Consider the following 25,207-nt stretch of genomic DNA (forward strand, 5'->3'; position numbering starts at 1 on the left):
CTAAACTGCTCCCTTTTTATTATTATAGGGTGGGTAAGTTCAATGCTGTATTGATATTATTTAAATCTAAACTAATCTGTTCGTTTGTATCCCAAGCATGGTACCATCCTTTTTCTACCATATATGCGGATATTTGTTCATGCAGATCAAGAGCTTCCACTAAATGGCGAGTGAGCATTTCTTTAATTTCCGGTGTTCCTGACTCCGTAACGGCCATGGCATAATTTCTGACTCCACTTTTAGCTGAAATGAGTAGATCCATTGTAACCACTTGATCCGATAGTGCGTCCATGCCAGTTAAAGTTTCAATAATTGGATTCATGTTCATTCACCTCCTAATTTACTGCTTAGCGTTGGAAAGGATGGAAGCATATTCTTGTAATTGTCGCGTAGATACATCAATGTCTTGCTGCATAATATCTTTTAATAGCGGATCTGTAACTAACGCTTTCATCGTTTTGTATTTAGTTAAACAAGTGGTCTTAAATGCAGCCATCTCATGGACCTCAAGAACTTCATGTAAGGCGTAGTTCATTTTTTAAACCTCCTTCCTTAAGGTTTCAACACGACTTTTATACATTCATCCATTTTGGTGTCAAAAATCTCATAGCCTCGCTTTGCTTCACTAAGTGGAAGTACATGACTCACAACATCTCCTGGATCAATTTTTCCTGTCGAAACTAATTCAAACATATATGGCATATAGTGAATCACAGGTGCTTGCCCAGAGCGGATATTGATATTTCGCTGAAAAATATCTCCAAAAGGGAAACCATTATATCTGCCGCCGTAAACGCCTGTAACTTGAATTGTCCCACTTTTGCGCACTGCTTGTGAAGCAATGATAAACGCACTTAATGCTCCGCCTTGAAGTTTCATTCCACTGGCAAGGAACTCCATATCAGTCATTTTACCGTCCATACCAACAGCGTCAATGACAACATCAGCACCGCCTTTGGTGATTTCCTTAAGATAAGTTCCTACATTCTCATGGTCCTCAAAGTTAACAATTTCTACTTTGTTGGTGCGCTTGGCGTGCTGCAGGCGATAATTGACATAATCAACGGCAATGACTCGTTTTGCCCCTTTTAACCAACAAAATTTTTGAGCAAAAAGACCAACTGGACCACAGCCAAGAACAATAACTGTATCTCCATCCTTGACCCCTGCATTGTCAACACTCCAAAAACCAGTAGTCATCGCATCGGCAATAACTGTTAACTTTTCATCTGGTTCTTCACAAGTTTCTGGAATTTTAAAATGAGTAAAGTTGGCAAAGGGCACTCTTAAATATTCCGCTTGCCCGCCTGGGTAACCGCCAGTTGTTCCAGAATATCCAAAATAGGCACCCATATCACCATTATCATTAGAATTATCACATTGACTTTCCAGTTGGTTTTTACAATAAATACATTCCCCGCAGGCAATGTTAAAAGGAATAATAACACGATCCCCTTTTTTTACTTTCGTAACATTTGGTCCAACCTCTTCAACAATTCCCATCGGTTCATGACCGATAACATAGTTTTCTTGCAGATTAGGAATCATGCCATGAATTAAATGCAAATCAGAACCACATATCGCAGTACTGGTCACTTTGATAATCATGTCATCTGGTTTTTCAATTTTTGGATCTGGCACTTCTTTGACTACAACATTTTTAATACCTTGATACGTTACTGCCTTCATTGGTTACAGCCTCCAGTGTTAGTGATCATCAGGTGTCCGGTCAAACATACCTTTTCTATTGGTCTCAACAGGGAATAGGTTCATTTTGCCAATCTTCAATGTATTATTGGCAGAGAGTTGATCTAGTTTATACTGTTCACTTAATTCGTATGGGTGGAACCATTTTTTAGTAATCATTAATTCTGAAATTTCCTGGTGCATTGTGATGCCCTGCATCAATTGTTTTTTTAATACAGCACGGACATCAGGTGATGCGGATTCGGTCAATGTTACAGCTATGTTACGAACGCCTTCTTTGGCACGAAGAAGAAAGTCCATGGCAAAGGTTGTGTCTGCTAGTTCAGGCATATGCAGCGAGTTTATTGGGTCCAAATAATCATTATTCAATGAATGTTTCCTTCCTTTCCTTTAATGATGGGTGTTGGACGATTTTGAGGAACAGGAGCTTGAAAGGGTGCTCGTTCATAGAGGGACTGCAATTCAGTCAGATCTTGTATTGATTGTTCAACATCTTTTTTCATTAAATTCCTCAAATCATCATCAAAGACCAGTCCTTGCATTAATTTAGACTTGGCGATACAAAGCGTTTTAAAGTTAATGGCCTCATGTAAATCCAATGATTCATGATCGGCTAATTTTTGATTATCCATTTCTAATTAACCTCCTTATTCTTTAATACAACCAATTGTATTGTTCCCAAAATAGGAGTTAACATTCTTTAATGTTTTTTTAAAAAATTGGAAACAGGTTACATCTTTAAGAATCGGGCGCTTTAATGAAGCAATGAAAGCCTAATTTCTCAATTGAGAAATTAGGCTTTTTAATATTGAAAATTTCCTTAACGTTGTAAATCCGCATTTTCCTGACGCTACCCCTTATAAGGGATTTGAATTTTGATGAAGCCCTAACATATCCAGAAATACTTGCAGCCGATAGAAATACTGTAAGGATTTACAATGAATATCAATGTAGATTTTCTAATCGTAAAATTTTCTATACCATTAAGGATAATAAAAAGAAAATCATGAGTCTAAATAAAGTAATGCCTCGCTCCTATAACCACAGTCAAGATTCTTTTTGCGTAATAGAATATTGATTCAATTAACAGGAGAGTGTTTTAAATATTTCCATCGAGATTTTTAGTCTGTGGCTGTTTCAAACAATTTTTAAACGAATTGCTCTCAGGAGTTGCAACCAATAGTAGTCAATATCCAGTTGATTTCAACTGTGACATTTAATATAATAATAATTTACCATTCGAACTTTTTTCTCGGTACCTTCCATTAGCTGAAGGAGGCGAGTTACAAATTTTTTACTCTTATGTACTTCTCTGATCGTCATTCAGCGAGAAGATGATAAGATTATTCTGAAAAGAAAGAACAATAATAGCTCTTTGAGCTGTAAGAGTATATATCACGCTTTTAAAGCGCAACAAAAGGGAAACTCCTTTCTTGTTGCGCTTTTTTTGCGTTCATATAAAAAACGAGGAAAGGAGGCACATTCAGGTAGCTTCAGACCAAAAACCAAAACAAATACCACTATGTGTCTACACCAGCTAAGTTCTCATGATTATAGAGGACTTTTTATCAACGTTCAAAACAAAAAGAGCATAAGACCTGACCACAAGGCAGGCTGCTAAAAAAAGGAGTAATAAAAATGAAAGCAATTTACATTGATACGAGATCACGATTAATTAGCGCTAAAGCAGTTTGGGTCACTCAAATTGCTCCAGGGCAGCTAATTATTCGAGAAGCCGTGGAACTTCCTCATATACCAAAAAGCGCAGAGCTGTATATTGTTGATGCAACTGGTTATTCCGCATTATCGTCTGAAGGGTTCGTAGAAGTGTTTCACGAATCCTCTTTTAATCAGTTTTCTATAATAGGAGAATTACTAATAGGAGAGGGCGGTTTAAAGCCGGTAGCTCCAAGAGAAGTATTTATGATAAAAAGGGGATATATACAACCCCTTACTACTCATGAGAATAGCAACGTTGATGTTGCTAACACAGCTTACTATTCACTTAAAGAAAGTTATAAATATCTTTCAAATTCAGTTTTGATCATGGAAGGTCAAAGCGATCAAACGAATGCTATTGATTTTTCAGGCGAAGTGATTACATTGGCTGAAAAAGAAGACAGTAAGGGAAATTTGGAACTGGAATTTCCTGAGGAGCATCGCCAGGACATTGTTAATCCTATATCGGTCCAAGCCGCTGATATCATGGATGAACATTACTGGCAATATTACAATGATATTGAGTACTCAGCGGCTGAAAAACACAACAGTTTACTTAAAAAGGTTATTATTTCAATAATAGCCGAAACGGATGAAGAAATTAAATTCGGGAACGCTTTTTTCCAAAACCTTGATCGGAAAGTAGCAAATGTAATTGTCTCTGAAATGGTACGCAGAGGTGCCAGTTTAGAGGAATGTTTGGATGAATTTGAAGAACGTTATCGAGAGAAAGCAATAGCGATTCTCGATAACATATTAAATGTACAGCTAATAGAGGCACATCATGATGACAACAATCGCTTATTTACTTGGGTAGTTCCTGATACCCTAATTGATAATTTAAGGATTGGTGCTAAAGTAGAGGTAGAAACAAAATACGGTATACGTACTGTTACGATTAATAATATTTTTAGAGGCCCCAATATTAACAGACATAAGTCTGTTTTAGGCCTGGCTGAAGAAGTAGAGTAACAGGGATCAGAAACTCAGTAGATTAAAAAGGAAAAGGAGTTGCTTGAAATGAAATGTTCAATTTTTTTTAAGCAAACAATAGAGGACGTGTACAAAGGTGAACTAGATGCACACTATTCATCTTTGGAAGAAGCGGAAAAAGACGCAGAACGGATTGTATCTGTCTTGAATGAAATCTCTGATTACGAGGTTTCATATGAAATTGACGTTACAGATGACCCTTGGGATATTTTAGTTCCAACAGGGAGGACACGAGCCATTACAAGAAACTCCTACCGGTATTTTTATACCGTCGAGCACCACGGCGATACTTTTGATGATTTAGCAACTTACACAGTACCAGATCTATGCATTAAAATAGAGGCGCCGTATGGAGCGGGCTTATCTATTTTAAGAGAAGCTGTCCGCGCTCATCTCGAGTATTTAGTTTCGGTAGAGCGGGTAAGTTTTCCATCATCTAAAGAAGTGGAATGTAGGTCTGAGAAGTACCACGAACGAGTCAAGCAAGATATGATGACTGTTATATTAAACCCAGTTATCGAAAGAGAAAAACAAAAACTTGGCTTATAAGCCAAGCCTGACTATATGTTAACAAAAAGAGTCCTTTGATTATCAGAGGGCTCTTTTCGATTTTCATTAAAAAGGAAAGGATGAGGAAAATGATAAAGAGACTTTTTTGTAAACATATGAGCTCAACGCTAATTAGAAAGGGACAGTGGATTCCCAGTTTCTATACGACAAATGGTTTAGAGGACGAGGAGGAAAGGATCCTAATTTTCCAATGTGATACATGTAAAAAGCAAATAAAAAAGAAACAAGTCAGATCTTATGGTTCAATTATAGATTTTGACTAATTTAAAAACAAAAGGAGAGATAGTAGATGCAGCAGCTCGAACTATTACCTAATGATTATACTCAACACAAAAAATATATCCAGGGATATTTCAAGAGTAAAAACGAGATCATAAATAAGTTAATAGAAGATGGAAAAGATGATATTTATTACGTATTATCTTTCGGAGGAGGGACGCAATCAGCGCACCTTCTTGAGGACCACATCCAGGGAAAGATTCACTATGATTTCATTATTTTTAGTGACACAGGAGCCGAACCTGATTTTATCCGGAAGCAAGTTGACTGGTGGAAAAACAGATTGATGGAGAAAAGAATTGATACACCTTTCATTGTGACAAGACACAGCAGCATGCATTCCGGTTTAGAGGAGATGTTATGGAGGTATCTCGAAACGGATTACGAACGATTTCAAATGCCCCTCTACCTCAGTAAGCTTAATGAGAATGGAACAGAAATTCCCGCGGGTATGACTCCAAGACAATGTACGATTGATTTCAAGATTGTACCTGTGAAGCAAACGATCCGTAAAATAATCCTAAAAAAATATGGACGAATGCATAACCAACGCATGCCGGCTAATGTGGCCATTATACAAGATATCGGTTTTTCATATGATGAATTAAATCGTATTAATATGTGGCAAAGTCCACAATACAAATACATTTATATGGCATACCCGCTAGTGGAGCAGGGGCTAACAACAGAGGAAAGCATAACCTTTTTGAGTCAGAACAATTTTCCGGAGAAGCGATCGCGGTGCTATCTCTGCCCGTTTAATTGTGATATGCCGGGTATGAATTGGGTCGAGATCATACAAGAAGAGCCATTGTCATGCCTAAAAGCATGTTACTTTGATAGAAACATACGTGAAGTGATAAAAAGTGGACGGAAGCGACTAAAAAAATTTAGTTGATTATGTACCCATATAGGTATAAACTATACCTATATGGGTATTATTTAGTAGAGGAAGTGGTGCATCATATGAAGAATGAAGAAAAAAAGTTGTTCAACTAACCAGTGTGGAATGAATAAAGGGACAACAGATGGTAAAAAGGCTAAAATATCGCGTCCAATATGACCAGCTGTTTATCTTTGGTTCCTGGTAGGAGCTATATTTATTATCTTTAGTATTATGGGTACTGTACTCTCAATTTTTTAGGGGGTATTGTTAATTATGGATCGTACTTTATTTAGTTATAGAGTCATGGAGAAGTGCATGTAAAAATGCACTTTTTTCGTTTTATTTATTTCTTAAACGTTTCTTAATATTCACAAAGTATAACTGAGAATAAAGGAGGAGAATTATGGAGGAGTTTTTAATTATTGGTTCGATACGTTTGCCTAGCAAATGGATCTTTATTGGGGTTGCACTAGTAGTAGCCTATCTAGCAATGAACATTCGTTTAAGTCGATTAAATTTAGACAAGAAACCATTATTAGATACGGTATTTAATGCGTTATTTTATAGTTTTATTGTTTGGAAACTAAGTTATGTATTATTCAATCCGGTTCATGCTTTTGCCTATCCACTGGGTATTCTTTATTTTGATGGTGGTCAAAAAGGAATGTTGTTAGGAATTCTAATGGGCTTCATTTATATTTACTTTCAATCTACTAAGCAGAGCATAGGAATAGTAACGTATGTGAATCTTACTTTCAGTGGTTGGCTTGCAGGGAGCGCAACTTATTTTATTTATTTAATCCATACAAATTATATTTACTACTCTGGTCAAATTGTTTTAGCTGGGTGGCTACTATTTGTCATGTCGAAGAATAAAGAAGTAGATCTTGGAAAAGGATTATCCAACAGCCTATTAATTTATAGTCTAGGTCAAATCTTTTTAGGTTATTTGACTCATATAAAACCAGTTATTCTTGGGTTCACAAATCTCCAAATTGGCTTTATCCTGTTAGCTCTACTTATACTAATCGTGCAGAAAAGGAAAAGAGGTGAGAAAAATCGATAATTTATCCATTTTAGTAGCCTTTACCGCAGGACTGCTTTCTTTCTTATCACCATGTGTATTTCCATTACTTCCTGCTTACATTGCTACGTTAACAGGTTCTACAGTCTCTGATAAGGTCAATGTAAATAAGAAACTAGTATTTACTAGATCAATTAGCTTTATTTTAGGATTTAGTATCATCTTCGTCCTTTTAGGAGTATCCGCAAGTTTCATAGGTCAAATGTTTATGGAAAATAGAAACATTGTTGAAAAAATAAGCGGACTCCTTATTATCATCTTTGGACTTCAAATGGTAGGCCTTTTACAACTCAAATTCCTTATGAGGGAAAAAAGAATACATATGCAATCTAAAAGGTCAGGTGCAGGACCTTCCTTTTTAATTGGAATGGCTTTTGCATTTGGATGGAGTCCATGTGTAGGTGTTGTTTTATCCTCTATTTTATTATTAGCAGCCTCGCACGAAACAGTAAGTAGTGGTGTGATTTTATTGTCAGTGTACTCGTTAGGATTGGGGATACCATTTTTAATGGTATCAATACTTGTGACCTATTCATTGAAAGTTGTAAGGAATATTAATTCAATCTTACCTAAATTGAGTGTAGTTAATGGTTGGATTTTAATCGGTTTAGGTTTGCTTCTATTTACAGGTCAATTTCAAAGAATTAGTGCTTGGCTTGCAACTTTCACCTATTTTGGTTAAGGAAAGGAAAATAAAAAGATGAAAAAACAAAAGAATTTGATTGTGATCCTCCTTTTAGTTGGGCTAATAGGATGGGGTTTAATGGATATACGTGGACAAAGTGGGAATGAACCGAATAGTGAAACGACTGTAGTAGATGTTGAAGTAGGATTAAACCAAGGAAATTTGGCACCGGACTTTGAATTAGAAACATTAGAAGGAGAGCCATTGAAGTTATCAGACTTTAGAGGGGAAAAAGTAATCCTAAACTTATGGGCAACTTGGTGCCCACCATGTCGAGCTGAAATGCCCCATATGCAAGACTACTATGAGAAGCATAAGAATGATGGAGTTACAATATTGGCAGTTAATTTAACAACTCAAGAGCGAAATAAAGATGCGGTAAGGCCTTTTGTGTATGAGGAATTTCAATTGACATTTCCAGTTGTATTAGATGTGGATGGTGATATTGGAGCGATGTACCAAGCTTACTCTATACCAACAACTTATGTCATTGATACTGAGGGGTTAGTTCAAAATAAAGTAATTGGGCCCATGTCTTATGAAATGATGGAGACAATGATAAACAATATTAATTAATACGAGATGTGGAGGTTCGGAGTGAACACTAAGGGCAAATCTATTTTAATTGTAGAAGATGATCATAAAATAAGACAATTAATTAAGATCTATCTTGAAAAAGAAGGTTATGATGTGTGGGAGGCGGGAGACGGCAAACAAGGCATAGACATGTTTGAGCGGTACGATCCGTGTTTTACGATCATTGATTTAATGCTTCCTGAAGTCAGTGGAGAAGAGGTTTGTAAATGGATTAGGACAGAGAAGAAAAGTGATAGTCCGATTATCATGGTTACAGCCAAGGTGGAAGAAAAGGATCGGATTAATGGTCTCAGAATGGGGGCGGATGACTATATAACAAAGCCATTTAGTCCCAATGAACTTGTTGCTCGCGTCGAAACGGTGCTGCGTCGAACAGAGAATCGTTGTAATAAAATTAGTTTTCAAGGGATCACAGTGAAGCCTTTAAAGGGAGAAGTGAATTTTAATGGAACGAAACTTTCTTTAACAAATAATGAAAGCAAATTACTATACATGTTCATGAAGCACCCGAATCAAATCTTATCAAGAGAACAGATGATCGAAGAACTTTATCCAAATGTTGAGAAAGATATTACGAATCGGACAATTGATGTCCATATCCGAAATCTTAGGGAAAAACTAGAGCAAGTAGACGCTCCAGATTGTATTAAAACAGTTCGGGGCATGGGGTATCAGTTTGTTGCCTTTTAAACAAATCGTAAAAAGAATGATAAAAATAAACCTTATGTTGAAGCTAACGGTGATAAATAGCATCGTTGTCGGACTGGTCATTTGGATTGTTGGTGTATCTGTAAAAGATTTTGCTTGCTATTTAATAGAACAAGAAAATTCTCTTTCAGCTGAACAAAGGTTGGGTTTTACAAATCAATTGGATTCTTACCTGGTTTACGCTGTTATTCTCTCCATCTTCATTGCTGCGGTCGTTCATTTTTATTTCATTCGTTCATTATTATACCCACTAAGTACATTAACGGAGGTGACAAAAGAGATTGCAAAAGGGAACGATCCAGTGATTATTTATAACAAAAATTCTGATGAAATCGGGCAATTATCAAGGCACTTTAATGAGATGATAAGGAAAATAAAAAAAGTAGAGGAATCTCGTGAGAAAATGACCCAAGATGTTGCTCATGAGTTAAGAACTCCTTTAACCAATATCAATGGCTATTTAGAGGCGTTAAGATCGGGAGTAATAAATGGAAATCAAGAGCTATACGATTCTCTTTTCGAAGAGTCGAAGAGGCTTACAAGTCTTGTTGAACAATTGCAACAACTTAATGTTTGGAAAAATGAATATGGCAGCTCTGTAAATTATGAGTGCTTATCTATTCGTCATCTCATTGAAAGCCAAGTTGAAATTTTTCGCTTAGAACTTCAGAAACAATCGATCCAAATCAAGGTTAGCGTAGAAGATAAACAGTTACACGCTGAGAAAAAGGGATTGAAACAGGTCTTAACAAATCTAATTGAAAACGTCCTCAAATATGATAAGGGGGGATGGATGGAGATTAAAGGTTTTATGAGTGAAAAAGGCTACCAAGTTCAAGTGAAAAATGAAGGGCTACCTATTCCAGTTGAAGATCCGAACCAACCTTTTGAACGTTTTTATCGAGCTGACCTTTCACGGAATCGTAATTTAGGAGGGTCTGGGCTAGGACTATCGATTGTCAAAGAGATTATTAAAAGTCATAACGGAGAAGTAGGTCTAAAAACGAGTAAAAATGTTCATACATTTTGGTTTACGTTACCAATTGAAAATGAAAGAACGTTTTCTGGATAAAGTTGTTTTTTAGGAGGCTGTCAATGAGTTATAAGGAGCAAAAAAAAGACAATTGGACACTCACATTACTTCATACAAATGATAGTCATGGACATTTATTGCCTATTGAGGTATCTAGTTTGGATATCTCTTCTCAATTGCGACTATGTCATTCATTTCCTCTTTATAAAAAGTTAGGTGGTTTTGCCTATTTAGCTGAAGCAGTTAATCGCATTCGTAGAGAAAATGATCATGTGCTTCTACTTGAAGCAGGAGATGTTTTCTGTGATAGTGAAATTGCGAATATAACAAAAGGGCATTTTTATATTAAGTTGATGAACCAATTAGGGTATGATGCAATGACACCAGGAAACCATGATGTAGATTATGGAATAGATGTTTTAAAACAAAGAGCATATGAAGCGAACTTTCCTATGTTAGCAGCTAATTTATTAGAAGAGGAAACAGAAGCACCTTTATTAGGTTATCCTTATATGGTAAAAGAGATCAATGGTTTTAAAATAGGTATCTACGGTCTGACTTATCATTTAACAACCGAAACAACGTCAAAAAAGAATACAGATGGTGCTAAATACACGTTTAGTTTAGAAACAATACAATCGGACATTAATCAATTAAAAGGTAAGGGTGTTAACTGCGTAATTATATTGTCGCATTTAGGATCGAATTTAGATAGAGAGATTGCAGAAAACATAGAAGGAATTGATGTAATTGTTGGAGGGCATTCTCATGAACCTATTCCAAAGGAGATAAGAAAAGGTGTCATCATTGCCCAGTCTACACCATACTATACTGGGCTTGGGGTACTACAGTTACAATTTAATCGTAGCTCATTAGTAGGAGCAGAAGGAAGTATAATCCCAATTATACCTGAGAACTTACAACCGAATATAAATATACAAAGAATGATAAATGATATGCGGCTTGAGTACAAAGATCGACTAGAACAGGATGTCGGAAGTATTACATCTCCTATGATCCGTAATTATAAGCGAGAATCGCCGGCTGAAACGTTATTTGGCAATATACTACGTATTAATACAGCAAGTGATATCTCAATATTACCCGGAATAGGATTTGGGGTAACGATTCCTCCTGGGCCTATCACATTCGAACAATTAACGAACTTGCTTCCTCATCGTTCGTCTATTTATACCGTACAATTAAAAGGTAAAGATATTGTAGCAGCTTTAGAACAAAGTATTTTAAACCAAATTTATCCAGACGTAGAAGAACGAGTTGGTGGTCTTATTCAAGTAACAGGACTTGCTTTTGTTTATCAATATTCCTCTAAGTTGAAAAACTTAGTTCTAAATGTAAGAGTGAATAATCAACCAATCTCCCTTGATCAATTCTATAAAGTTGTTTTGAACCAGTTGATGTTTGAAGGTGGCCACAAGTACTCATCTTTAAAAAAAGGACAGCACGTGTGTAAATGGGAACAAACAGATATTGAGATGGTGATCGACTGGATGCATAGTAATCCGGCATTACCTGTATATGAAGAAGGGTGGAGTAAACCATTACGTATACGAGATTCCCAGAAATTTCAAAAGGGGTGTTTTCCATTAGAGAATAGCAATATAGAGGAGTGAAACCGATGAAAGTGACTAACATCACTTTATTTACAATGTCAGCTTGCCCCTTAGGTAGAACGATGCGGCATGTTCTGGAAGAGGTTACAACCTTGTTACCTGAGCTAACATTTTCGATTGTGTTTATTGATCTAGAACCTGAGTTAACGAATGAGGCACGGATTAGTAATAATCCTACTACGTTGTTTCGAGATAAAAATGGAAAAGAAGTTAATCGGGTTGAGGGATTTATGGAAACAGACGAGGTAATACAACTCATTAAAACTAAAAAAAACTATACAACCTTACCAAGCGGAGCCAAAAGAGAGAAGAGTGTAGAATCTTACACTATCTATTTACTCAATGGTGACGCACTTGAAGCGGTAGACATAGATTTTACTAATCCAACACCGGTGAAAACGCCTCGTATCACAGCAATCAATTTGCTATTAGAAGCTGATTTACAACCATTAATTAACCCGTTTCCAGATAGTGCTACTTTAGAATTAGTTGAGTTTGAAGAAGATTTAGCACGAGTTTATATTATCCATGAAGAAAAAACAATTTCAGAACGTAATGCTTACAAGATGAAAAGGTGTCTACAACAAACGTTACACTCATTTGGTATTGAAAAAGTTGAATTGATTTTAAAAGATTATAAAACCCATAATAGTATTTAATTCATCTTAAAAGACCTTAAACATTGTGTTTGAGGTCTTTTTTGCCATAATTATTTAGTGTAAAAGAGTTTGTAAAGCATTGCGTTCCTCATTAATCTCATTAGCGGTCCTAATACCCAGCTCCCTTATTAGAGGTAATGGAGGACACCAACCTTGTAAAGAGTGTTGGAGTAAAAAATAACCAACTACTCCTGAAAGTAAATGCCACCTTTTGTGACTCGTGAGACCTAAAATGGTTCCAAGGAGAATGAAAGATGATGCTGAAGCTTCTAAAACTCGTTCCGTATCCCACTCTTGATCAAGTGCTTCGATTCTCCTCATTATTTCTTTTTGGTCCTCATATCGATATCTTTCAATATTAAGTTGTGTTTCTAATGCAAATTTTTCGTTAATCCTTTCTGAAGTGTTAAACTGAACTCTTTTTGAAGTTGGGGGAAGGAATCCCATGTGAGTTCACCTCTTTCAATTAATTGATAAAACTTTTCGCAGAATAGGAGTAAAGGGCGAATTTGATTTTTGGGTTGGCTAACTGAAATTAGCAAAGTCTTTTTAATTTTGAAGAAGTAAAAATTTATTTTTTTGAAATGATAACTATGTACCACTCTTTTTTTATCTGCATATTGAGGGGGAAATATACAATATGTCAACAAAAACACAAATGGAAGAAATTACACCAACCGAAGTGTCACAACGCATAAATGAAGGCAAGCGAGACAGCATCATTGATGTTCGTGAGCATGATGAAATAGCGGAAGGAGCCATTCCTGGTATCCACCATATCCCACTTGGAGAGCTTGAGGATCGACTTAGTGAAATAGATAAAAGCAAAGAACATATCTTAGTTTGTCGATCCAGTGCCAGAAGTGGGAGAGCTGCTGAATTCTTGAAAAGCAAAGGGTATAAGGTGAAGAATATGGCAGGTGGAATGTTGCATTGGAAAGGTGAATTAGAACGAAAATAAAAGATATTAGGGAGGTGAAGAAATTGGAAGTAACAGTAAATAAAACATTAGATGCAAAAGGTCTAGCATGTCCGATGCCAATTGTTAAAACAAAAAAGGAAATGAATACGCTTGAACCTGGTCAAGTCATGGAAATACAAGCGACTGATAAAGGTTCAACGGCTGATATAAAAGCATGGGCAGATAGTACAGGTAATCAATATCTGGGAACCATTGAAGAGGGAGATACTCTAAAGCACTACCTTCGAAAAGCAAGCTCAGAAGAAGAAAAAAACGAAACCAATCATCCTCATGTTGTTACGCTGGATGAATTATCAAAGAAAATAGAGGGTAACGAAAAAGTCACCATTTTAGATGTAAGAGAATCTGCAGAATATGCTTTTGGTCATATTCCGGGAGCTGTTCATATTCCGTTAGGAGAGCTTGAAGAACGTTTTGAAGAATTAGATAAAAGTGATGAGATTCATGTCGTGTGTCGCACGGGTAGCAGAAGTGATTTCGCAGCACAAAAGCTTGCTGAAAAGGGATTTAATCGTGTGAAAAATGTGGTACCTGGAATGAAAGAATGGACGGGCCCAATAAATAAACTTCATTAAAAAAGGGAGAGAGTGTCTTGAAAATTGCAATTATCGCTGCAAATGGTGGAATGTTTGATGCTTACAAAGTTTTTAATATCGCAACAGCAGCTGCTGCTACAGATGCTGAAGTTGAAATATTTTTCACTTTTGAAGGATTAAATTTAATTCATAAAGAGGCACATAAAAGCCTTCCAATGCCTGCAGGAACAGAACATTTCCAAGAAGGTTTTAAGAAGAACAACGTCCCACCAGTTGATGAACTTGTTTCGATGGCAACAGAAATGGGTGTAAAAATGATTGCTTGTCAAATGACAATGGATGTCATGAGTTTAGAGAAGGAACATTTTATTGAGGGAATTGATGTTGGTGGTGCCGTTACATTTTTGACATATGCAAAAGATGCTGACGTGACCCTGACATTTTAATACAGAACTATAGGAGGGGAACTATGACAACAACAACGGCGATTAAAGGAATCAATGTTAAAGAGTTAACAAAAAAGATTCTTAATGGCGATCACATTTTTATTTTAGACGTAAGAAACACAGGTGATTTTGACGATTGGAAAATTGAAGGGGAAAACGTCCATATTATTAACAAGCCTTACTTTGATTTAATTGACAGTCTTGATCCGATTATGGATCAACTGCCTAAAGATCAGCCGATCTATGTTATTTGTGCAAAGGGAGGTTCCTCTGAATTTGTCGCTGAACAAATTGCAGATGCGGGGTACAACAATGTTTATTCTATTGAAGGCGGAATGAAAGCTTGGAGTGAACATCTAGAGCCCATTAAAATAGGTGATTTAACAGGTGGAGGTACTATTTATCAATTTGTTCGAATTGGTAAAGGGTGTTTATCCTATTTAGTTGAATCAAATGGAGAAGTAGCTATCATTGATGCAGCACGTATGATTGAACCTTATGAACAATTTATTAGCGAACATAACTTAAAGCTAACTCACCTGTTAGATACGCATCTTCATGCTGATCATATCTCAGGCGGACGAACTTTAGCTGAAAAGGTAGGTGCTGAATATCACTTACCACCAAAGGATGCTGAAGAGGTAACGTATTCATATACGAAGCTTGAGGATGGAAATGAGATCAGGGTTGGGAAAGTGTTAATCAAAGCTATTTATTCGCCTGGACATACGATAGGGAGTACGTCCTTTATTGTTGATGATCAATATCTTTTAACTGGAGACATTTTATTTATCGATTCAATTGGCCGGCCTGATTTAGCCGGAAAAGCTGAAGACTGGGTATCAGATCTTAGACAAACCCTTTATGACCGGTACAAACAATTGGCAGATAATCTGATTGTGCTACCTGCCCATTACATGGGAATTAATGAAATGAAAAAAGATGGGAGCGTATCAGAAGAATTAGGTAAGTTGTATAAAGAAAATCATGGGTTGAACATCAATGATGAAAATGAATTTAGAAAAACCGTTTCAGAAAATTTACCGCCACAGCCGAACGCATATCAGGAAATTCGAGAGATGAATATGGGCAAGATCAATCCTGATCTTGAGGAACAACGGGAGATGGAGATTGGGCCAAATCGCTGTGCAGTACGTTAAGGAGGAATGAAAAGATGGAAGTGACGAAAGTTTTAGATGCAAAAGGTCTAGCGTGTCCAATGCCAATTGTGAGAACAAAAAAGGCAATGGATGAATTACAGTCAGGTGAAGTGTTAGAGGTTCAAGCTACAGATAAAGGTGCAAAAAATGACCTTACAGCATGGGCAAATTCTGGAGGGCATGAATTAGTAAGTGACAAAGAAGAGAATGGAGTCTTTACATTCTATATTAAGAAATCCTAATTAAGAAGGGTGCTCTGCACCCTTCTACATACCATTTGTTAACAACAGAAAGGAGGCAATAGATGTGTTTAAAAAATTTATTCCTGCATTAGAGTGGATCCCCAATTATCAGAGAACAGATCTGAGAGGAGATATGTCCGCCGGCTTAATTGTAGCGGTGATGTTAATACCTCAAGGAATGGCTTATGCGATGTTAGCAGGACTTCCGCCTGTCATTGGTCTATACGCGTCTACTATTCCGATTATTGTTTATGCACTATTTGGAACGTCTCGTCAATTGGCCGTAGGACCAGTTGCCATGGACTCTTTATTAGTTTTAGCGGGTGTATCTGTCTTAGCAGAACCAGGTACAGCAGAATATATCTCATTAACGCTTTTACTTATGTTAATGGTCGGACTTATATTATTTTTAATGGGACTGTTCCGGCTTGGATTCCTTGTAAATTTTTTATCGAATGCGGTTATAAGTGGTTTTACATCAGCTGCCGCTATTACCATTGGACTCAGCCAATTAAAGCATCTAATTGGGGTGAATATACTTGCGGACCAGAATGTTTTCACCATTGTTTGGGAGGCAATCGTAAGAGTAGTGGAGATAAATATCGTTACGTTGGCAATTGGGTTGATTAGTATTTTCTTTTTAATTGGATTGAAACGTCTTCCAAAAATCCCAGCCCCTCTTGTAGTTGTAACACTAAGCATTTTAGTTGTGTTATTTTTAAGGCTAGATGAATTAGGCGTGAAGATTGTGGGAGAAGTACCAAGAGGACTTCCAGCTTTTAGTCTGCCAGTTCTTTCACTTAGCTCAGCCGTCTCACTACTGCCAATTGCTTTAACGATCTCATTTATTGCCTTTATGGAGGCTATCTCAGTCTCAAAAGCAATTGCGGCAAAAGAAAAATATAAAATTGTACCGAATCAAGAGTTAGTCGGCATTGGTTTAGCAAACGTAGCTGGATCATTTTTTTCGGCTTATCCAGTTACAGGTGGTTTTTCGAGGTCAGCTGTTAATTATCAAGCAGGTGCTCGCACACCATTAGCTTCACTGATTACAGCCGCATTAATTATCCTCACTTTGCTTTTTTTCACTGGGTTATTTTATTACCTTCCTAATGCAGTTTTAGCAGCCATCATTATGGTTGCTGTCTATAAACTCATTGATGTAAAGGAAGCAAAACGATTATTTAGGATACGAAAAGCGGACGGTTGGACTTGGGTGGTTACATTTATAGCGACACTTGTGCTCGGAATTAAAGTAGGGATTTTGATTGGGATTGCCTTTTCCTTGCTCGTGTTTATTGCTAGAAGTGCCTATCCTCATGTTGCCGAGTTAGGATATTTAACAGAAGATCATGTTTTTAGAAACATTAACCGTTATCCTGAGGCGAAAGTGGATCCTGAGGTGATAATTTTTAGAACGGATGCTTCACTGTATTTTGCCAATATGACCTTTTTAGAGGATAAACTATGTGAGCGAGTTGGCGAAAAACCAGAAACGAAATGGATTATCCTTGATTTTTCAGGTGTCAATTCAATTGACGCTGTTGCCATTCATTCTTTAGAAGAAGTAATGGAGTCGTGTGGTAAAGGTGGAATTGAGTTTTTATTTGCAGGGATTAAAGGCCCTGTGATGGATTTAATGAAGAAGGCAGATTGGGATAAGAAATATGGCGATAATCTTAACTATTTATCCATTAACCAAGCTTTAAAAGCAATCGGAAAATAGGTGAAAGCTATGCGGAATTTAGAGTTACGTAAACGAAATGAAGAATTTATAAGAAAGATGAAAGAATATGATCCAACTTTCTTTGATGAATTAAAGAAGGGGCAAGCTCCAGAATTTTTTGTGCTGTCCTGTAGCGATTCACGAGTAAGCCCTTCTGTCGTCACACAAATGCCTTTAGGGCATATGTTTGTTCATCGAAATATTGCTAACCAAATTTCTATTGAGGATGAGAGTTTTTCAGCAAGTCTTTACTATGCTTTAAGACATTTAAATGTAAAAGTAATTGTGATCAAAGGCCATACTGATTGTGGGGGAGTCAAAGCAGCTTGGTCGGGCAATAATGAAGAAGAACTCCGAGGTTGGATTGGCAAGGTTAGAAAAAGTTTACCGGATCACAACTTGTTAAAAGATGTTTCGATGGATGAGTTAACTAGAGAAAATGTATTATCACAAGTTAAACATCTACAACAGCATCCGATCTATAAAAAATATGGGCAAGGTGTACAAATGATTGGTTGCTTGTTTCACGTAGAGTCCGGAGAGCTTGAAAGGGTTTATCCTTTATAAAGTTATATAAAAAAATGAGTTTAATGTTTGACAACAAGACCGACATACCTTACTGTATACCCTGTGTGGTATGAAAAAGACCTAAAAGGAGAGATAACATGTTTGATTACACAATTGAAACATCGAACACGATGGAAGAAACAATTGAAAAGTTGAAAGCAACTCTTATGGAAGAAAAGTTTGGTGTCTTATGGGAGTTTGACATTCAAGCAAAGCTCCAAGAGAAAGGGTTAGAATTCAATGAACCTTATAAAGTTTTGGAAGTGTGTAATCCACATGAAGCGAAAAGAGTATTAGACAAAAATAAAATGGTTGGTTACTTTCTCCCTTGTAAAATAGTTGTTTATACAGACCAAGGAAAAACAAAAATTGGAATGCCGAAGCCATCTGCTTTAATTCAAAATGTAAATGATGAGGAATTGAATGAGATTGCCTTAGACATTGAAAAAAGATTGATGTCCGCTATAGATAAAAGTATTTAAGGGAAACAACCAATTTAAGTCTCTTGTGAAAGGTCATGACTTTTCATTAAGAGACTTCTTTATTGCTTGTTAAATAATAATTTCCATTTAAAAATTAGGCTTGACTATATACCTATAAGGGTATATTATATGAGTATAAACAACGAGGAGGGCAGATCATTGATAAAAAAATATTGGCATATCATAATCCCTATAACCATATTAATTGGCTTTTTTGGATATAAATTATCGCTTAATGCAGGGATAGATGAAATGAACACGGAACAATTAGCCAATTTAATGAATGAGCCACATGAAGATGTTTTCTTTGTAGACGTTCGTGAGTCTCATGAATTTAATGAAGGGCATATAGATGGTATGATGAATATTCCTTTAAGTACACTAGGTGATCAAACCGAACTTATTCCTAAAGATCAAACAATCGTCATCATCTGCCGCAGTGGAAACAGAAGTCTTCAAGCTGCAAATGCATTAAAGGATCTTGGGTATCAAGATTTAGTCAGTGTAAAAGGCGGAATGCTTAAGTGGGAAGGCGAGGTTACAAAATAACTTCATAGGTGCTTATATGACGATATTCTTAATCGTATTAACAAATAAACAACCAACTAGGTTTAACTGTAGAAAAAGGAGGGAAATCCATGGAGTACAATGACAAAATGAAAAACAGAGTAAAACGTGTAGAAGGACAAGTCAGAGCGATTCTTAGAATGATGGAAGAGGGTAAGGACTGTAAGGATCTTGTCGTTCAGATGTCAGCCGCAAGAAATGCGTTGGACCGAACGATTGGTTTAGTCGTAAGCTCTAACTTAGAGCAGTGTGTCCGTGAGCAAATTGTAAAAGGCGAAGACACAGAAGCGCTTATTCAACAAGCTGTGAACTTATTAGTAAAAAGCAGATAATAAAAAGATGATTGACAGGGGTGAGTGATATCAATTACAATACCCCTATAGGTTTAAATGAGCTTTGCGAAACAGATTAAAAAGTTATTGACAAATTTTTTTATTCTTTTATAATACCTATAGAGGTATATGTATTAAAATGAAAAGGGAGGCTATCTAAATGAAGGCAGATAAAGTTCTTGATGCAAAAGGACTAGCTTGTCCGATGCCAATTGTAAAAACGAAGAAGGCAATAAATGAGATGGAATCAGGTCAGGTTTTAGAGATTCATGCGACCGATAAAGGAGCCAAAAATGACTTATCGGCTTGGGCAAAATCTGGTGGGCATGAGTTACTATCAGATACTGAAGAAGATAGTGTATTGAAGTTCTGGATTAAAAAAGGCTAACCAACCTATTTTTTTTGAAAGTTTATATACCTGTACTGGTATGAGTTAAGCAAAAACAAAGGAGTGGACAACATGACAGCAAAGAAAAAAACAACAATCATTTTATTCAGTGGGGATTATGACAAAGCGATGGCTGCTTTTATTATCGCAAACGGTGCTGCAGCCTATGATCATGAAGTAACGATCTTCTCAACATTTTGGGGACTAAACGCCTTCAGAAAAGATCAGCATGTACCAGTGAAAAAAGGATTCCTAGAAAAGATGTTTGCGAAAATGATGCCACGAGGCGCTGACAATATGGGGCTTTCCAATATGAACTTCGCAGGAATGGGACCGAAAATGATTAAGCATGTTATGAAAAAACACAATGCTATGCCATTACCTGATTTAGTCGAAATGGCACAAGAACAAGGCGTAAAGTTAGTTGCTTGTACAATGACAATGGATCTATTAGGACTACAAAAAGAAGAGTTGATTGATGGTTTAGAATATGCTGGTGTAGCCGCATATTTAGCTGATGCAGAAGAAGGAAATGTGAACTTATTTATTTAACCCAAGGGGGTACTTAAATTGGATTTAGTCATAAATATTTTATTCGGTCTTATAGTAGCATTCTTTTTAATTAATAAGTTCATGCCTGTTAAAGGTGTAAAACAAATTTCAACGAGTGACCTTAAAAAAGAGTTAAAGAGGAAAGATGTTCAATTTATTGATGTGAGAACACCAGGTGAGTTTTCTAGAAACAAGATTAATACGTTCAAAAACATTCCACTCCATGAACTTTCTCAAAAAGGAAGTCAGTTATCAAAAGAGAAAGAGGTTGTTGTTATTTGCCAGAGTGGAATGCGCAGCAATAAGGCAACAAAACTTTTGAGAAAAATGGGTTTTCAAAAAATCACAAATGTAAAAGGCGGAATGAGCGCTTGGAACTAACGTTAGGAGGAGATCAGCTATGAAAGAAATCACACCAAAAGAAATAGAACGTCTCGTTAACCCCAATATTATTGATGTTCGTGAAACGGATGAGGTAGCAGCAGGGTATATTCCTGGAAGTGTAAACATCCCGCTTGGATTACTAGAATTTCGTCTACATGAACTAGACAAAACGAAAGAATATATTATCGTTTGTCGCTCTGGTGCTAGAAGTGGAAGAGCCACTGAGTTTCTGTCAAGTCAAGGGTTTCATGCTACCAATATGGTTGGAGGCATGATGAACTGGGAAGGTAACGTTCAGTAAATTTTTTTGAAATAAATTATACCTATATAGGTATTCATTCTGAGGAGGATTATTAATGGAAATGATTAAATATGATCAACTAGTAGATGCAAAAGGATTAGCATGTCCAATGCCAATCGTTCGTACAAAAAAAGCGATGAATGAGCTCGAACCAGGAAAAGTATTAGAAATTCAAGCAACAGATAAAGGATCAACTGCTGATATTAAGGCGTGGGCACAGAGCACTGGACATCAATATTTAGGAACGCTTGAAGAGGGTGAAGTGTTAAAACATTATCTGCGTAAGGCGACTGGGGAAGAAAAAGAAGAGAAGAAACACCCACATGTTGTAAACAACGAGGAACTTCAAGCGAAATTAGCTAACAATGAAGGGATTCTAGTGTTAGATGTACGCGAATCAGCTGAATATGCCTTCAATCATATTCCTGGTGCAAAATCTATTCCGCTTGGTGAACTTGAGAATCGTTTTAATGAACTAAGCGAGGATGCAGATATTTATGTTGTGTGTCGTACTGGAAGCCGTAGTGATTTAGCCGCACAAAAGTTAGCAGAAGCTGGATTTAAAACAGTTATTAATGTCGTACCTGGCATGAGTGAATGGGGTAACCCAACAGATAGTCTTAATAAATAGGAGGGGGCAACATGAATCAGATTACAGTTTATACATCTAATCACTGTCGTTATTGTGTGATGTTAAAAAACTTTTTATCAGATCAAAACATTTCCTATAAGGAAGTGAATGTAGAAACAAATCCTGCCATTATGCAGCAACTTGTAGAAAAAACAGGTCAATTAGGGGTTCCACAAACGGAAGTGAACGGCCAGTGGGTTGTTGGTTATGATCCAAATAGCATTATGTCAGCATTGAGAAAATAATAGGAGGTTGAAAGAAGATGAGTAGAAAATTAGCGATTATCGCAAGCAATGGTGGGTTATTTGATGCCTACAAAGTTTTCAATGTAGCAACAGCTGCAGCTGCAACAGACCAAGAGGTAGCTATATTCTTTACCTTTGAAGGTCTAAACCTAATTCATAAAGAAGCATACGGTCAATTACCAATGCCAGAGGGGAAAGAGCATTACCAAAAGGGTTTTAAGAAAGCAAATGTTCCAGCCATTCCTGAACTTGTGGAAATGGCTCAGGAAATGGGGGTTAAACTAATTGGCTGTCAAATGACAATGGATGTTATGGAGCTAGAAAAAGATGCATTTGTTGATGGAATTGAAGTGGGTGGAGCCGTTACATTCTTAGAATTCGCCAAGGATGCCGATGTAACGTTAACCTTTTAATTAAATTTTTTTGAAGAAAAATATACTATTGGGGGTATAAACGATGACAGTAAAAGCAATGAATTCAAAAGAAATAGCAAGAAAAGTAATCGAAAAGAAAGAGCTATTTATTCTAGATGTTCGTAATGAAGGGGATTTCGCTGATTGGAAAATTGAAGGAGAAAACTTTGATTACTTTAATATTCCTTATTTTGAACTATTAGATGGTGTAGAAGAAATCATGGATAAAATTCCAGCAGATAAAGAAGTCTTAGTCGTTTGTGCAAAAGAAGGTTCTTCAATGATGGTAGCAGAGATGTTGTCTGATGAAGGGCTAGATGTTTCTTATCTTGAAGGCGGAATGAAGACTTGGAGTGAATATTTAGAGCCAGTTAAAGTAGGGGACCTAAAAAACGGTGGTGAGCTATATCAATTTGTCCGTCTAGGTAAAGGCTGTCTATCTTATATGGTTGTTTCAAATGGGGAAGCTGCGATTATCGATGCAACACGTATGGCAGATGTGTATGTGAACTTTGCTAAGGAAATCAATGCAAAAATCACACACGTATTTGATACTCATTTACATGCTGATCACATTTCTGGAGGAAGAAAAATTGCCGAAACAACTGGTGCAACGTACTGGTTACCTCCAAAGGATGCAGGAGAAGTGGTGTTTGAATATGAGGCACTTGAAGGTGGGAATGACGTAGTGATCGGGAACTCAACGATCAACATTCATGCGCTATACTCACCTGGTCATACAATCGGATCGACTTCATTTGTTATCGATGAAAAATACCTATTATCCGGAGACATTCTCTTCATTGATTCCATTGGAAGACCTGACTTAGCAGGACTCGCTGAAGATTGGGTAGGAGATTTACGTGAGTCACTTTATAAGCGTTATAGAGAACTATCAGAAGAGTTAATTGTTTTACCAGCTCACTTTATGATCATTGAAGAATTAAATGAAGATGGAAGTGTGGCCGAGAAGTTAGGTACACTATTCGCTCAAAATCATGGACTAAATATTGAAGATGAAAATGAGTTTAGATCAATGGTGACAGAGAACCTACCACCACAACCAAACGCGTATCAAGAAATTCGTGAAACAAATATGGGGAAAATTACTCCAGATGAAGAAAAACAACGTGAAATGGAAATTGGTCCAAACCGTTGTGCAGTAAGATAATAAACGATAAAAAAATAGAAATTAATAACTGGAGGTTTTATAAATGAATTCAGATAAAGTATTAGACGCAAAAGGATTAGCATGTCCAATGCCAATTGTAAGAACAAAGAAAGCTATGACAGAACTTGAATCAGGGCAAGTGCTAGAAATTCACGCAACAGATAAAGGAGCAAAAAATGACCTAGCAGCATGGGCGAAGTCTGGTGGTCATGAGTTACTATCAGATACGGAAGAAGATGACGTATTAAAGTTCTGGATTAAAAAAGGCTAAATATAAAAGAAAAGGGAGCCGGGTTGGTTCCCTTTTCCTTTAAAAGGAGGTAGGTTATGATGGATTTTGCTTTTATTATTACAATCTTTTTAATTGGTTTCATAGGTTCGTATATTTCAGGAATGTTAGGGATTGGCGGATCAATTATTAAATATCCCATGCTTCTTTTTATCCCACCATTATTCGGATTGGCAGCTTTTAGTGCCCATGAAGTTGCAGGAATAAGTGCAATCCAAGTGTTTTTTGCTACAATAGGTGGGGTATGGGCCTATCGGAAAGGCGGATACTTAAATAAGACTTTAATTATTTATATGGGATCGGCTATTCTAATTGGTAGCTTTGTTGGTGGTTATGGATCAAAACTGATGTCAGAAGGCGGAATTAATCTTATTTACGGAATTTTAGCGTTAATTGCCGCAGTCATGATGTTTATTCCTAAAAAGGGAATTGATGATATTCCACTTGATCAAGTGACATTTAATAAATGGTTAGCGGCTAGCTTTGCATTAATCGTAGGGGTTGGAGCAGGAATTGTAGGTGCTGCTGGGGCGTTCTTATTGGTCCCTATTATGCTTGTTGTTTTAAAGATTCCAACACGCATGACCATTGCTTCCTCGTTAGCTATCACCTTCATCTCATCGATTGGAGCAACGGTCGGGAAGATTACTACTGGGCAAATTGATTATTTTCCAGCTTTTATTATGATTGTGGCCAGTCTTATTGCATCTCCACTGGGTGCGATGGCAGGAAAGAAGATGAATACAAAAATTTTGCAAGTAATATTAGCTGTATTAATAGCAGCAACGGCAGTTAAGATTTGGATTGATATCTTATAAAAGTAATACACAATGTAAACGATTATATAAACTTTTTTACTGGATATTTGTTTTGAAATTTCAAATAAGTCAGGAGGGATTAAAATGGTTAAAATAACTCCCATAGCAATCGAACAGATTTTAAATGAAGTACAAGATACAATCAAACAAGGAGTCGAACCCTTCATCCGATTAACCATGGGTATTGGTTGAGGAGGACCACAACTTCGCCTGGCTCTGGAAGAGTCAGCTTTAGAAAATGATGAAATTATGGAGCAGGATGGGTTTCAATTTTTAGTTGCTCAAAAAGATAAGGTGTTTTTGACACCCTTAAATTACCGAAAGTTGACGGTATTGCCTGTCCAGAATTAGTCGATTATAATGTCCGTATATAATTCGAAACATTTCGACATTTATAATTCTGGGGAAAGGAAAAAGACAT

The 25,207-nt window shown here is 36.7% G+C and carries 36 protein-coding genes; 30 read left to right on the forward strand and 6 right to left on the reverse strand.

Going from position 1 to position 25,207, the window contains the following annotated elements; translation table 11 throughout:
• Window positions 1-22: 22 nt before the first annotated feature.
• Genes M3202_RS17595 through M3202_RS17615 form a run of 5 tightly spaced genes read right to left on the reverse strand, consistent with a single transcriptional unit; the run spans window position 23 to window position 2,339 of the window.
• Window positions 23-322, reverse strand: coding sequence for a spore coat protein (locus M3202_RS17595; protein WP_251224571.1), 300 nt, complete (start codon window positions 320-322; stop codon window positions 23-25).
• 18 nt (window positions 323-340) lie between these two features.
• Entirely contained in the window at window positions 341-535 is a 195-nt protein-coding gene (locus M3202_RS17600; protein ID WP_251224572.1) for a hypothetical protein, read from the reverse strand.
• Window positions 536-552: 17 nt separating this feature from the next.
• Window positions 553-1,689, reverse strand: a complete 1,137-nt coding sequence (locus M3202_RS17605) for a zinc-dependent alcohol dehydrogenase (RefSeq protein WP_251224573.1) — start codon at window positions 1,687-1,689, stop codon at window positions 553-555.
• Between the two features lie 18 nt (window positions 1,690-1,707).
• Window positions 1,708-2,076 carry a spore coat protein gene (locus tag M3202_RS17610; RefSeq protein WP_251224574.1) on the reverse strand — a complete coding sequence of 123 codons (369 nt, stop codon included), beginning with the start codon at window positions 2,074-2,076 and terminating at the stop codon, window positions 1,708-1,710.
• Window positions 2,073-2,339, reverse strand: a complete 267-nt coding sequence (locus tag M3202_RS17615; protein ID WP_251224575.1) for a spore gernimation protein GerQ — start codon at window positions 2,337-2,339, stop codon at window positions 2,073-2,075. Before M3202_RS17615 ends, M3202_RS17610 begins: the two co-directional genes overlap by 4 nt.
• A 1,006-nt stretch (window positions 2,340-3,345) precedes the next feature.
• Here M3202_RS17615 and M3202_RS17620 point away from each other — a divergent pair.
• The 10 genes from M3202_RS17620 to M3202_RS17665 all read left to right on the forward strand — a co-directional run bounded on the left by M3202_RS17620 (window position 3,346) and on the right by M3202_RS17665 (window position 12,554).
• Window positions 3,346-4,398: a hypothetical protein gene (locus M3202_RS17620; RefSeq protein ID WP_251224576.1), complete on the forward strand. Its 1,053-nt coding sequence runs from the start codon at window positions 3,346-3,348 to the stop codon at window positions 4,396-4,398.
• A gap of 48 nt (window positions 4,399-4,446) precedes the next feature.
• A complete protein-coding gene (locus tag M3202_RS17625) occupies window positions 4,447-4,968 on the forward strand; it encodes a hypothetical protein (protein WP_251224577.1) in 522 nt (173 codons plus the stop codon).
• A 310-nt stretch (window positions 4,969-5,278) separates the two neighbouring features.
• Window positions 5,279-6,166: a hypothetical protein gene (locus M3202_RS17630; protein ID WP_251224578.1), complete on the forward strand. Its 888-nt coding sequence runs from the start codon at window positions 5,279-5,281 to the stop codon at window positions 6,164-6,166.
• Window positions 6,167-6,557: 391 nt separating this feature from the next.
• Window positions 6,558-7,220: a hypothetical protein gene (locus M3202_RS17635; RefSeq protein ID WP_251224579.1), complete on the forward strand. Its 663-nt coding sequence runs from the start codon at window positions 6,558-6,560 to the stop codon at window positions 7,218-7,220.
• On the forward strand, window positions 7,204-7,920 hold the full coding sequence (locus M3202_RS17640; protein ID WP_251224580.1) for a cytochrome c biogenesis CcdA family protein: 717 nt from the start codon (window positions 7,204-7,206) through the stop codon (window positions 7,918-7,920). The genes M3202_RS17635 and M3202_RS17640 overlap by 17 nt, the downstream gene beginning before the upstream one ends.
• A gap of 18 nt (window positions 7,921-7,938) precedes the next feature.
• The gene (locus tag M3202_RS17645) at window positions 7,939-8,499 is read left to right on the forward strand and encodes a peroxiredoxin family protein (RefSeq protein ID WP_251224581.1); all 561 of its coding nucleotides are present in this window, start codon (window positions 7,939-7,941) and stop codon (window positions 8,497-8,499) included.
• A gap of 21 nt (window positions 8,500-8,520) precedes the next feature.
• Window positions 8,521-9,210: a response regulator transcription factor gene (locus M3202_RS17650; protein WP_173401240.1), complete on the forward strand. Its 690-nt coding sequence runs from the start codon at window positions 8,521-8,523 to the stop codon at window positions 9,208-9,210.
• Window positions 9,200-10,300: a sensor histidine kinase gene (locus tag M3202_RS17655; RefSeq protein WP_251224582.1), complete on the forward strand. Its 1,101-nt coding sequence runs from the start codon at window positions 9,200-9,202 to the stop codon at window positions 10,298-10,300. Before M3202_RS17650 ends, M3202_RS17655 begins: the two co-directional genes overlap by 11 nt.
• 23 nt (window positions 10,301-10,323) lie before the next feature.
• Window positions 10,324-11,895, forward strand: a complete 1,572-nt coding sequence (locus M3202_RS17660) for a bifunctional metallophosphatase/5'-nucleotidase (protein ID WP_251224583.1) — start codon at window positions 10,324-10,326, stop codon at window positions 11,893-11,895.
• A gap of 5 nt (window positions 11,896-11,900) precedes the next feature.
• Window positions 11,901-12,554, forward strand: a complete 654-nt coding sequence (locus M3202_RS17665; RefSeq protein WP_251224584.1) for a thioredoxin family protein — start codon at window positions 11,901-11,903, stop codon at window positions 12,552-12,554.
• Window positions 12,555-12,608: 54 nt separating this feature from the next.
• On the opposite strand, the gene M3202_RS17670 is transcribed toward M3202_RS17665, so the two are convergent.
• The gene (locus M3202_RS17670; protein ID WP_035661013.1) at window positions 12,609-13,001 is read right to left on the reverse strand and encodes a YgaP family membrane protein; all 393 of its coding nucleotides are present in this window, start codon (window positions 12,999-13,001) and stop codon (window positions 12,609-12,611) included.
• Between the two features lie 193 nt (window positions 13,002-13,194).
• On the opposite strand from M3202_RS17670, the gene M3202_RS17675 reads away from it, so the two are divergent.
• The 20 genes from M3202_RS17675 to M3202_RS17770 all read left to right on the forward strand — a co-directional run bounded on the left by M3202_RS17675 (window position 13,195) and on the right by M3202_RS17770 (window position 24,786).
• Window positions 13,195-13,515, forward strand: a complete 321-nt coding sequence (locus M3202_RS17675) for a rhodanese-like domain-containing protein (protein WP_251224585.1) — start codon at window positions 13,195-13,197, stop codon at window positions 13,513-13,515.
• Window positions 13,516-13,538: 23 nt separating this feature from the next.
• Window positions 13,539-14,111 (forward strand): sulfurtransferase TusA family protein, encoded by a 573-nt coding sequence (locus M3202_RS17680; RefSeq protein ID WP_251224586.1) that lies wholly within the window; start codon window positions 13,539-13,541, stop codon window positions 14,109-14,111.
• 17 nt (window positions 14,112-14,128) lie between these two features.
• Window positions 14,129-14,518 (forward strand): DsrE/DsrF/DrsH-like family protein, encoded by a 390-nt coding sequence (locus M3202_RS17685; RefSeq protein ID WP_035661016.1) that lies wholly within the window; start codon window positions 14,129-14,131, stop codon window positions 14,516-14,518.
• Window positions 14,519-14,541: 23 nt separating this feature from the next.
• Window positions 14,542-15,678, forward strand: a complete 1,137-nt coding sequence (locus M3202_RS17690; protein ID WP_251224587.1) for an MBL fold metallo-hydrolase — start codon at window positions 14,542-14,544, stop codon at window positions 15,676-15,678.
• Between the two features lie 14 nt (window positions 15,679-15,692).
• Complete coding sequence (locus M3202_RS17695) at window positions 15,693-15,920, forward strand: sulfurtransferase TusA family protein (RefSeq protein ID WP_035661018.1); 228 nt, start codon at window positions 15,693-15,695, stop codon at window positions 15,918-15,920.
• A gap of 64 nt (window positions 15,921-15,984) precedes the next feature.
• Window positions 15,985-17,646: a SulP family inorganic anion transporter gene (locus tag M3202_RS17700; RefSeq protein ID WP_251224588.1), complete on the forward strand. Its 1,662-nt coding sequence runs from the start codon at window positions 15,985-15,987 to the stop codon at window positions 17,644-17,646.
• Between the two features lie 9 nt (window positions 17,647-17,655).
• Window positions 17,656-18,213, forward strand: a complete 558-nt coding sequence (locus M3202_RS17705; protein WP_251224589.1) for a carbonic anhydrase — start codon at window positions 17,656-17,658, stop codon at window positions 18,211-18,213.
• A gap of 98 nt (window positions 18,214-18,311) precedes the next feature.
• Window positions 18,312-18,695 (forward strand): DUF302 domain-containing protein, encoded by a 384-nt coding sequence (locus tag M3202_RS17710; RefSeq protein ID WP_035661023.1) that lies wholly within the window; start codon window positions 18,312-18,314, stop codon window positions 18,693-18,695.
• Window positions 18,696-18,854: 159 nt separating this feature from the next.
• The gene (locus tag M3202_RS17715; protein ID WP_235714761.1) at window positions 18,855-19,244 is read left to right on the forward strand and encodes a rhodanese-like domain-containing protein; all 390 of its coding nucleotides are present in this window, start codon (window positions 18,855-18,857) and stop codon (window positions 19,242-19,244) included.
• Between the two features lie 89 nt (window positions 19,245-19,333).
• The gene (locus tag M3202_RS17720) at window positions 19,334-19,594 is read left to right on the forward strand and encodes a metal-sensitive transcriptional regulator (protein WP_251224590.1); all 261 of its coding nucleotides are present in this window, start codon (window positions 19,334-19,336) and stop codon (window positions 19,592-19,594) included.
• A gap of 160 nt (window positions 19,595-19,754) precedes the next feature.
• Complete coding sequence (locus tag M3202_RS17725; RefSeq protein WP_251194746.1) at window positions 19,755-19,982, forward strand: sulfurtransferase TusA family protein; 228 nt, start codon at window positions 19,755-19,757, stop codon at window positions 19,980-19,982.
• Between the two features lie 72 nt (window positions 19,983-20,054).
• On the forward strand, window positions 20,055-20,534 hold the full coding sequence (locus tag M3202_RS17730) for a DsrE/DsrF/DrsH-like family protein (RefSeq protein ID WP_035661027.1): 480 nt from the start codon (window positions 20,055-20,057) through the stop codon (window positions 20,532-20,534).
• 81 nt (window positions 20,535-20,615) lie between these two features.
• Window positions 20,616-20,915: a rhodanese-like domain-containing protein gene (locus tag M3202_RS17735; RefSeq protein ID WP_081733997.1), complete on the forward strand. Its 300-nt coding sequence runs from the start codon at window positions 20,616-20,618 to the stop codon at window positions 20,913-20,915.
• A 19-nt stretch (window positions 20,916-20,934) separates the two neighbouring features.
• The gene (locus M3202_RS17740) at window positions 20,935-21,219 is read left to right on the forward strand and encodes a rhodanese-like domain-containing protein (RefSeq protein ID WP_251224592.1); all 285 of its coding nucleotides are present in this window, start codon (window positions 20,935-20,937) and stop codon (window positions 21,217-21,219) included.
• Window positions 21,220-21,274: 55 nt separating this feature from the next.
• On the forward strand, window positions 21,275-21,850 hold the full coding sequence (locus M3202_RS17745) for a sulfurtransferase TusA family protein (protein ID WP_251224593.1): 576 nt from the start codon (window positions 21,275-21,277) through the stop codon (window positions 21,848-21,850).
• A gap of 11 nt (window positions 21,851-21,861) precedes the next feature.
• On the forward strand, window positions 21,862-22,095 hold the full coding sequence (locus tag M3202_RS17750; protein WP_251224594.1) for a glutaredoxin family protein: 234 nt from the start codon (window positions 21,862-21,864) through the stop codon (window positions 22,093-22,095).
• Window positions 22,096-22,112: 17 nt separating this feature from the next.
• Entirely contained in the window at window positions 22,113-22,508 is a 396-nt protein-coding gene (locus M3202_RS17755; RefSeq protein ID WP_251224595.1) for a DsrE/DsrF/DrsH-like family protein, read from the forward strand.
• Between the two features lie 43 nt (window positions 22,509-22,551).
• A complete protein-coding gene (locus tag M3202_RS17760) occupies window positions 22,552-23,679 on the forward strand; it encodes an MBL fold metallo-hydrolase (RefSeq protein ID WP_251224596.1) in 1,128 nt (375 codons plus the stop codon).
• Between the two features lie 43 nt (window positions 23,680-23,722).
• Complete coding sequence (locus tag M3202_RS17765; RefSeq protein ID WP_251224597.1) at window positions 23,723-23,950, forward strand: sulfurtransferase TusA family protein; 228 nt, start codon at window positions 23,723-23,725, stop codon at window positions 23,948-23,950.
• Window positions 23,951-24,009: 59 nt separating this feature from the next.
• A complete protein-coding gene (locus M3202_RS17770; RefSeq protein WP_251224599.1) occupies window positions 24,010-24,786 on the forward strand; it encodes a sulfite exporter TauE/SafE family protein in 777 nt (258 codons plus the stop codon).
• Window positions 24,787-25,207: the final 421 nt, after the last annotated feature.

This window comes from Halalkalibacter oceani, assembly GCF_023715605.1.
Taxonomy (GTDB): Bacteria; Bacillota; Bacilli; order Bacillales; family Bacillaceae_D; genus Halalkalibacter; species Halalkalibacter oceani.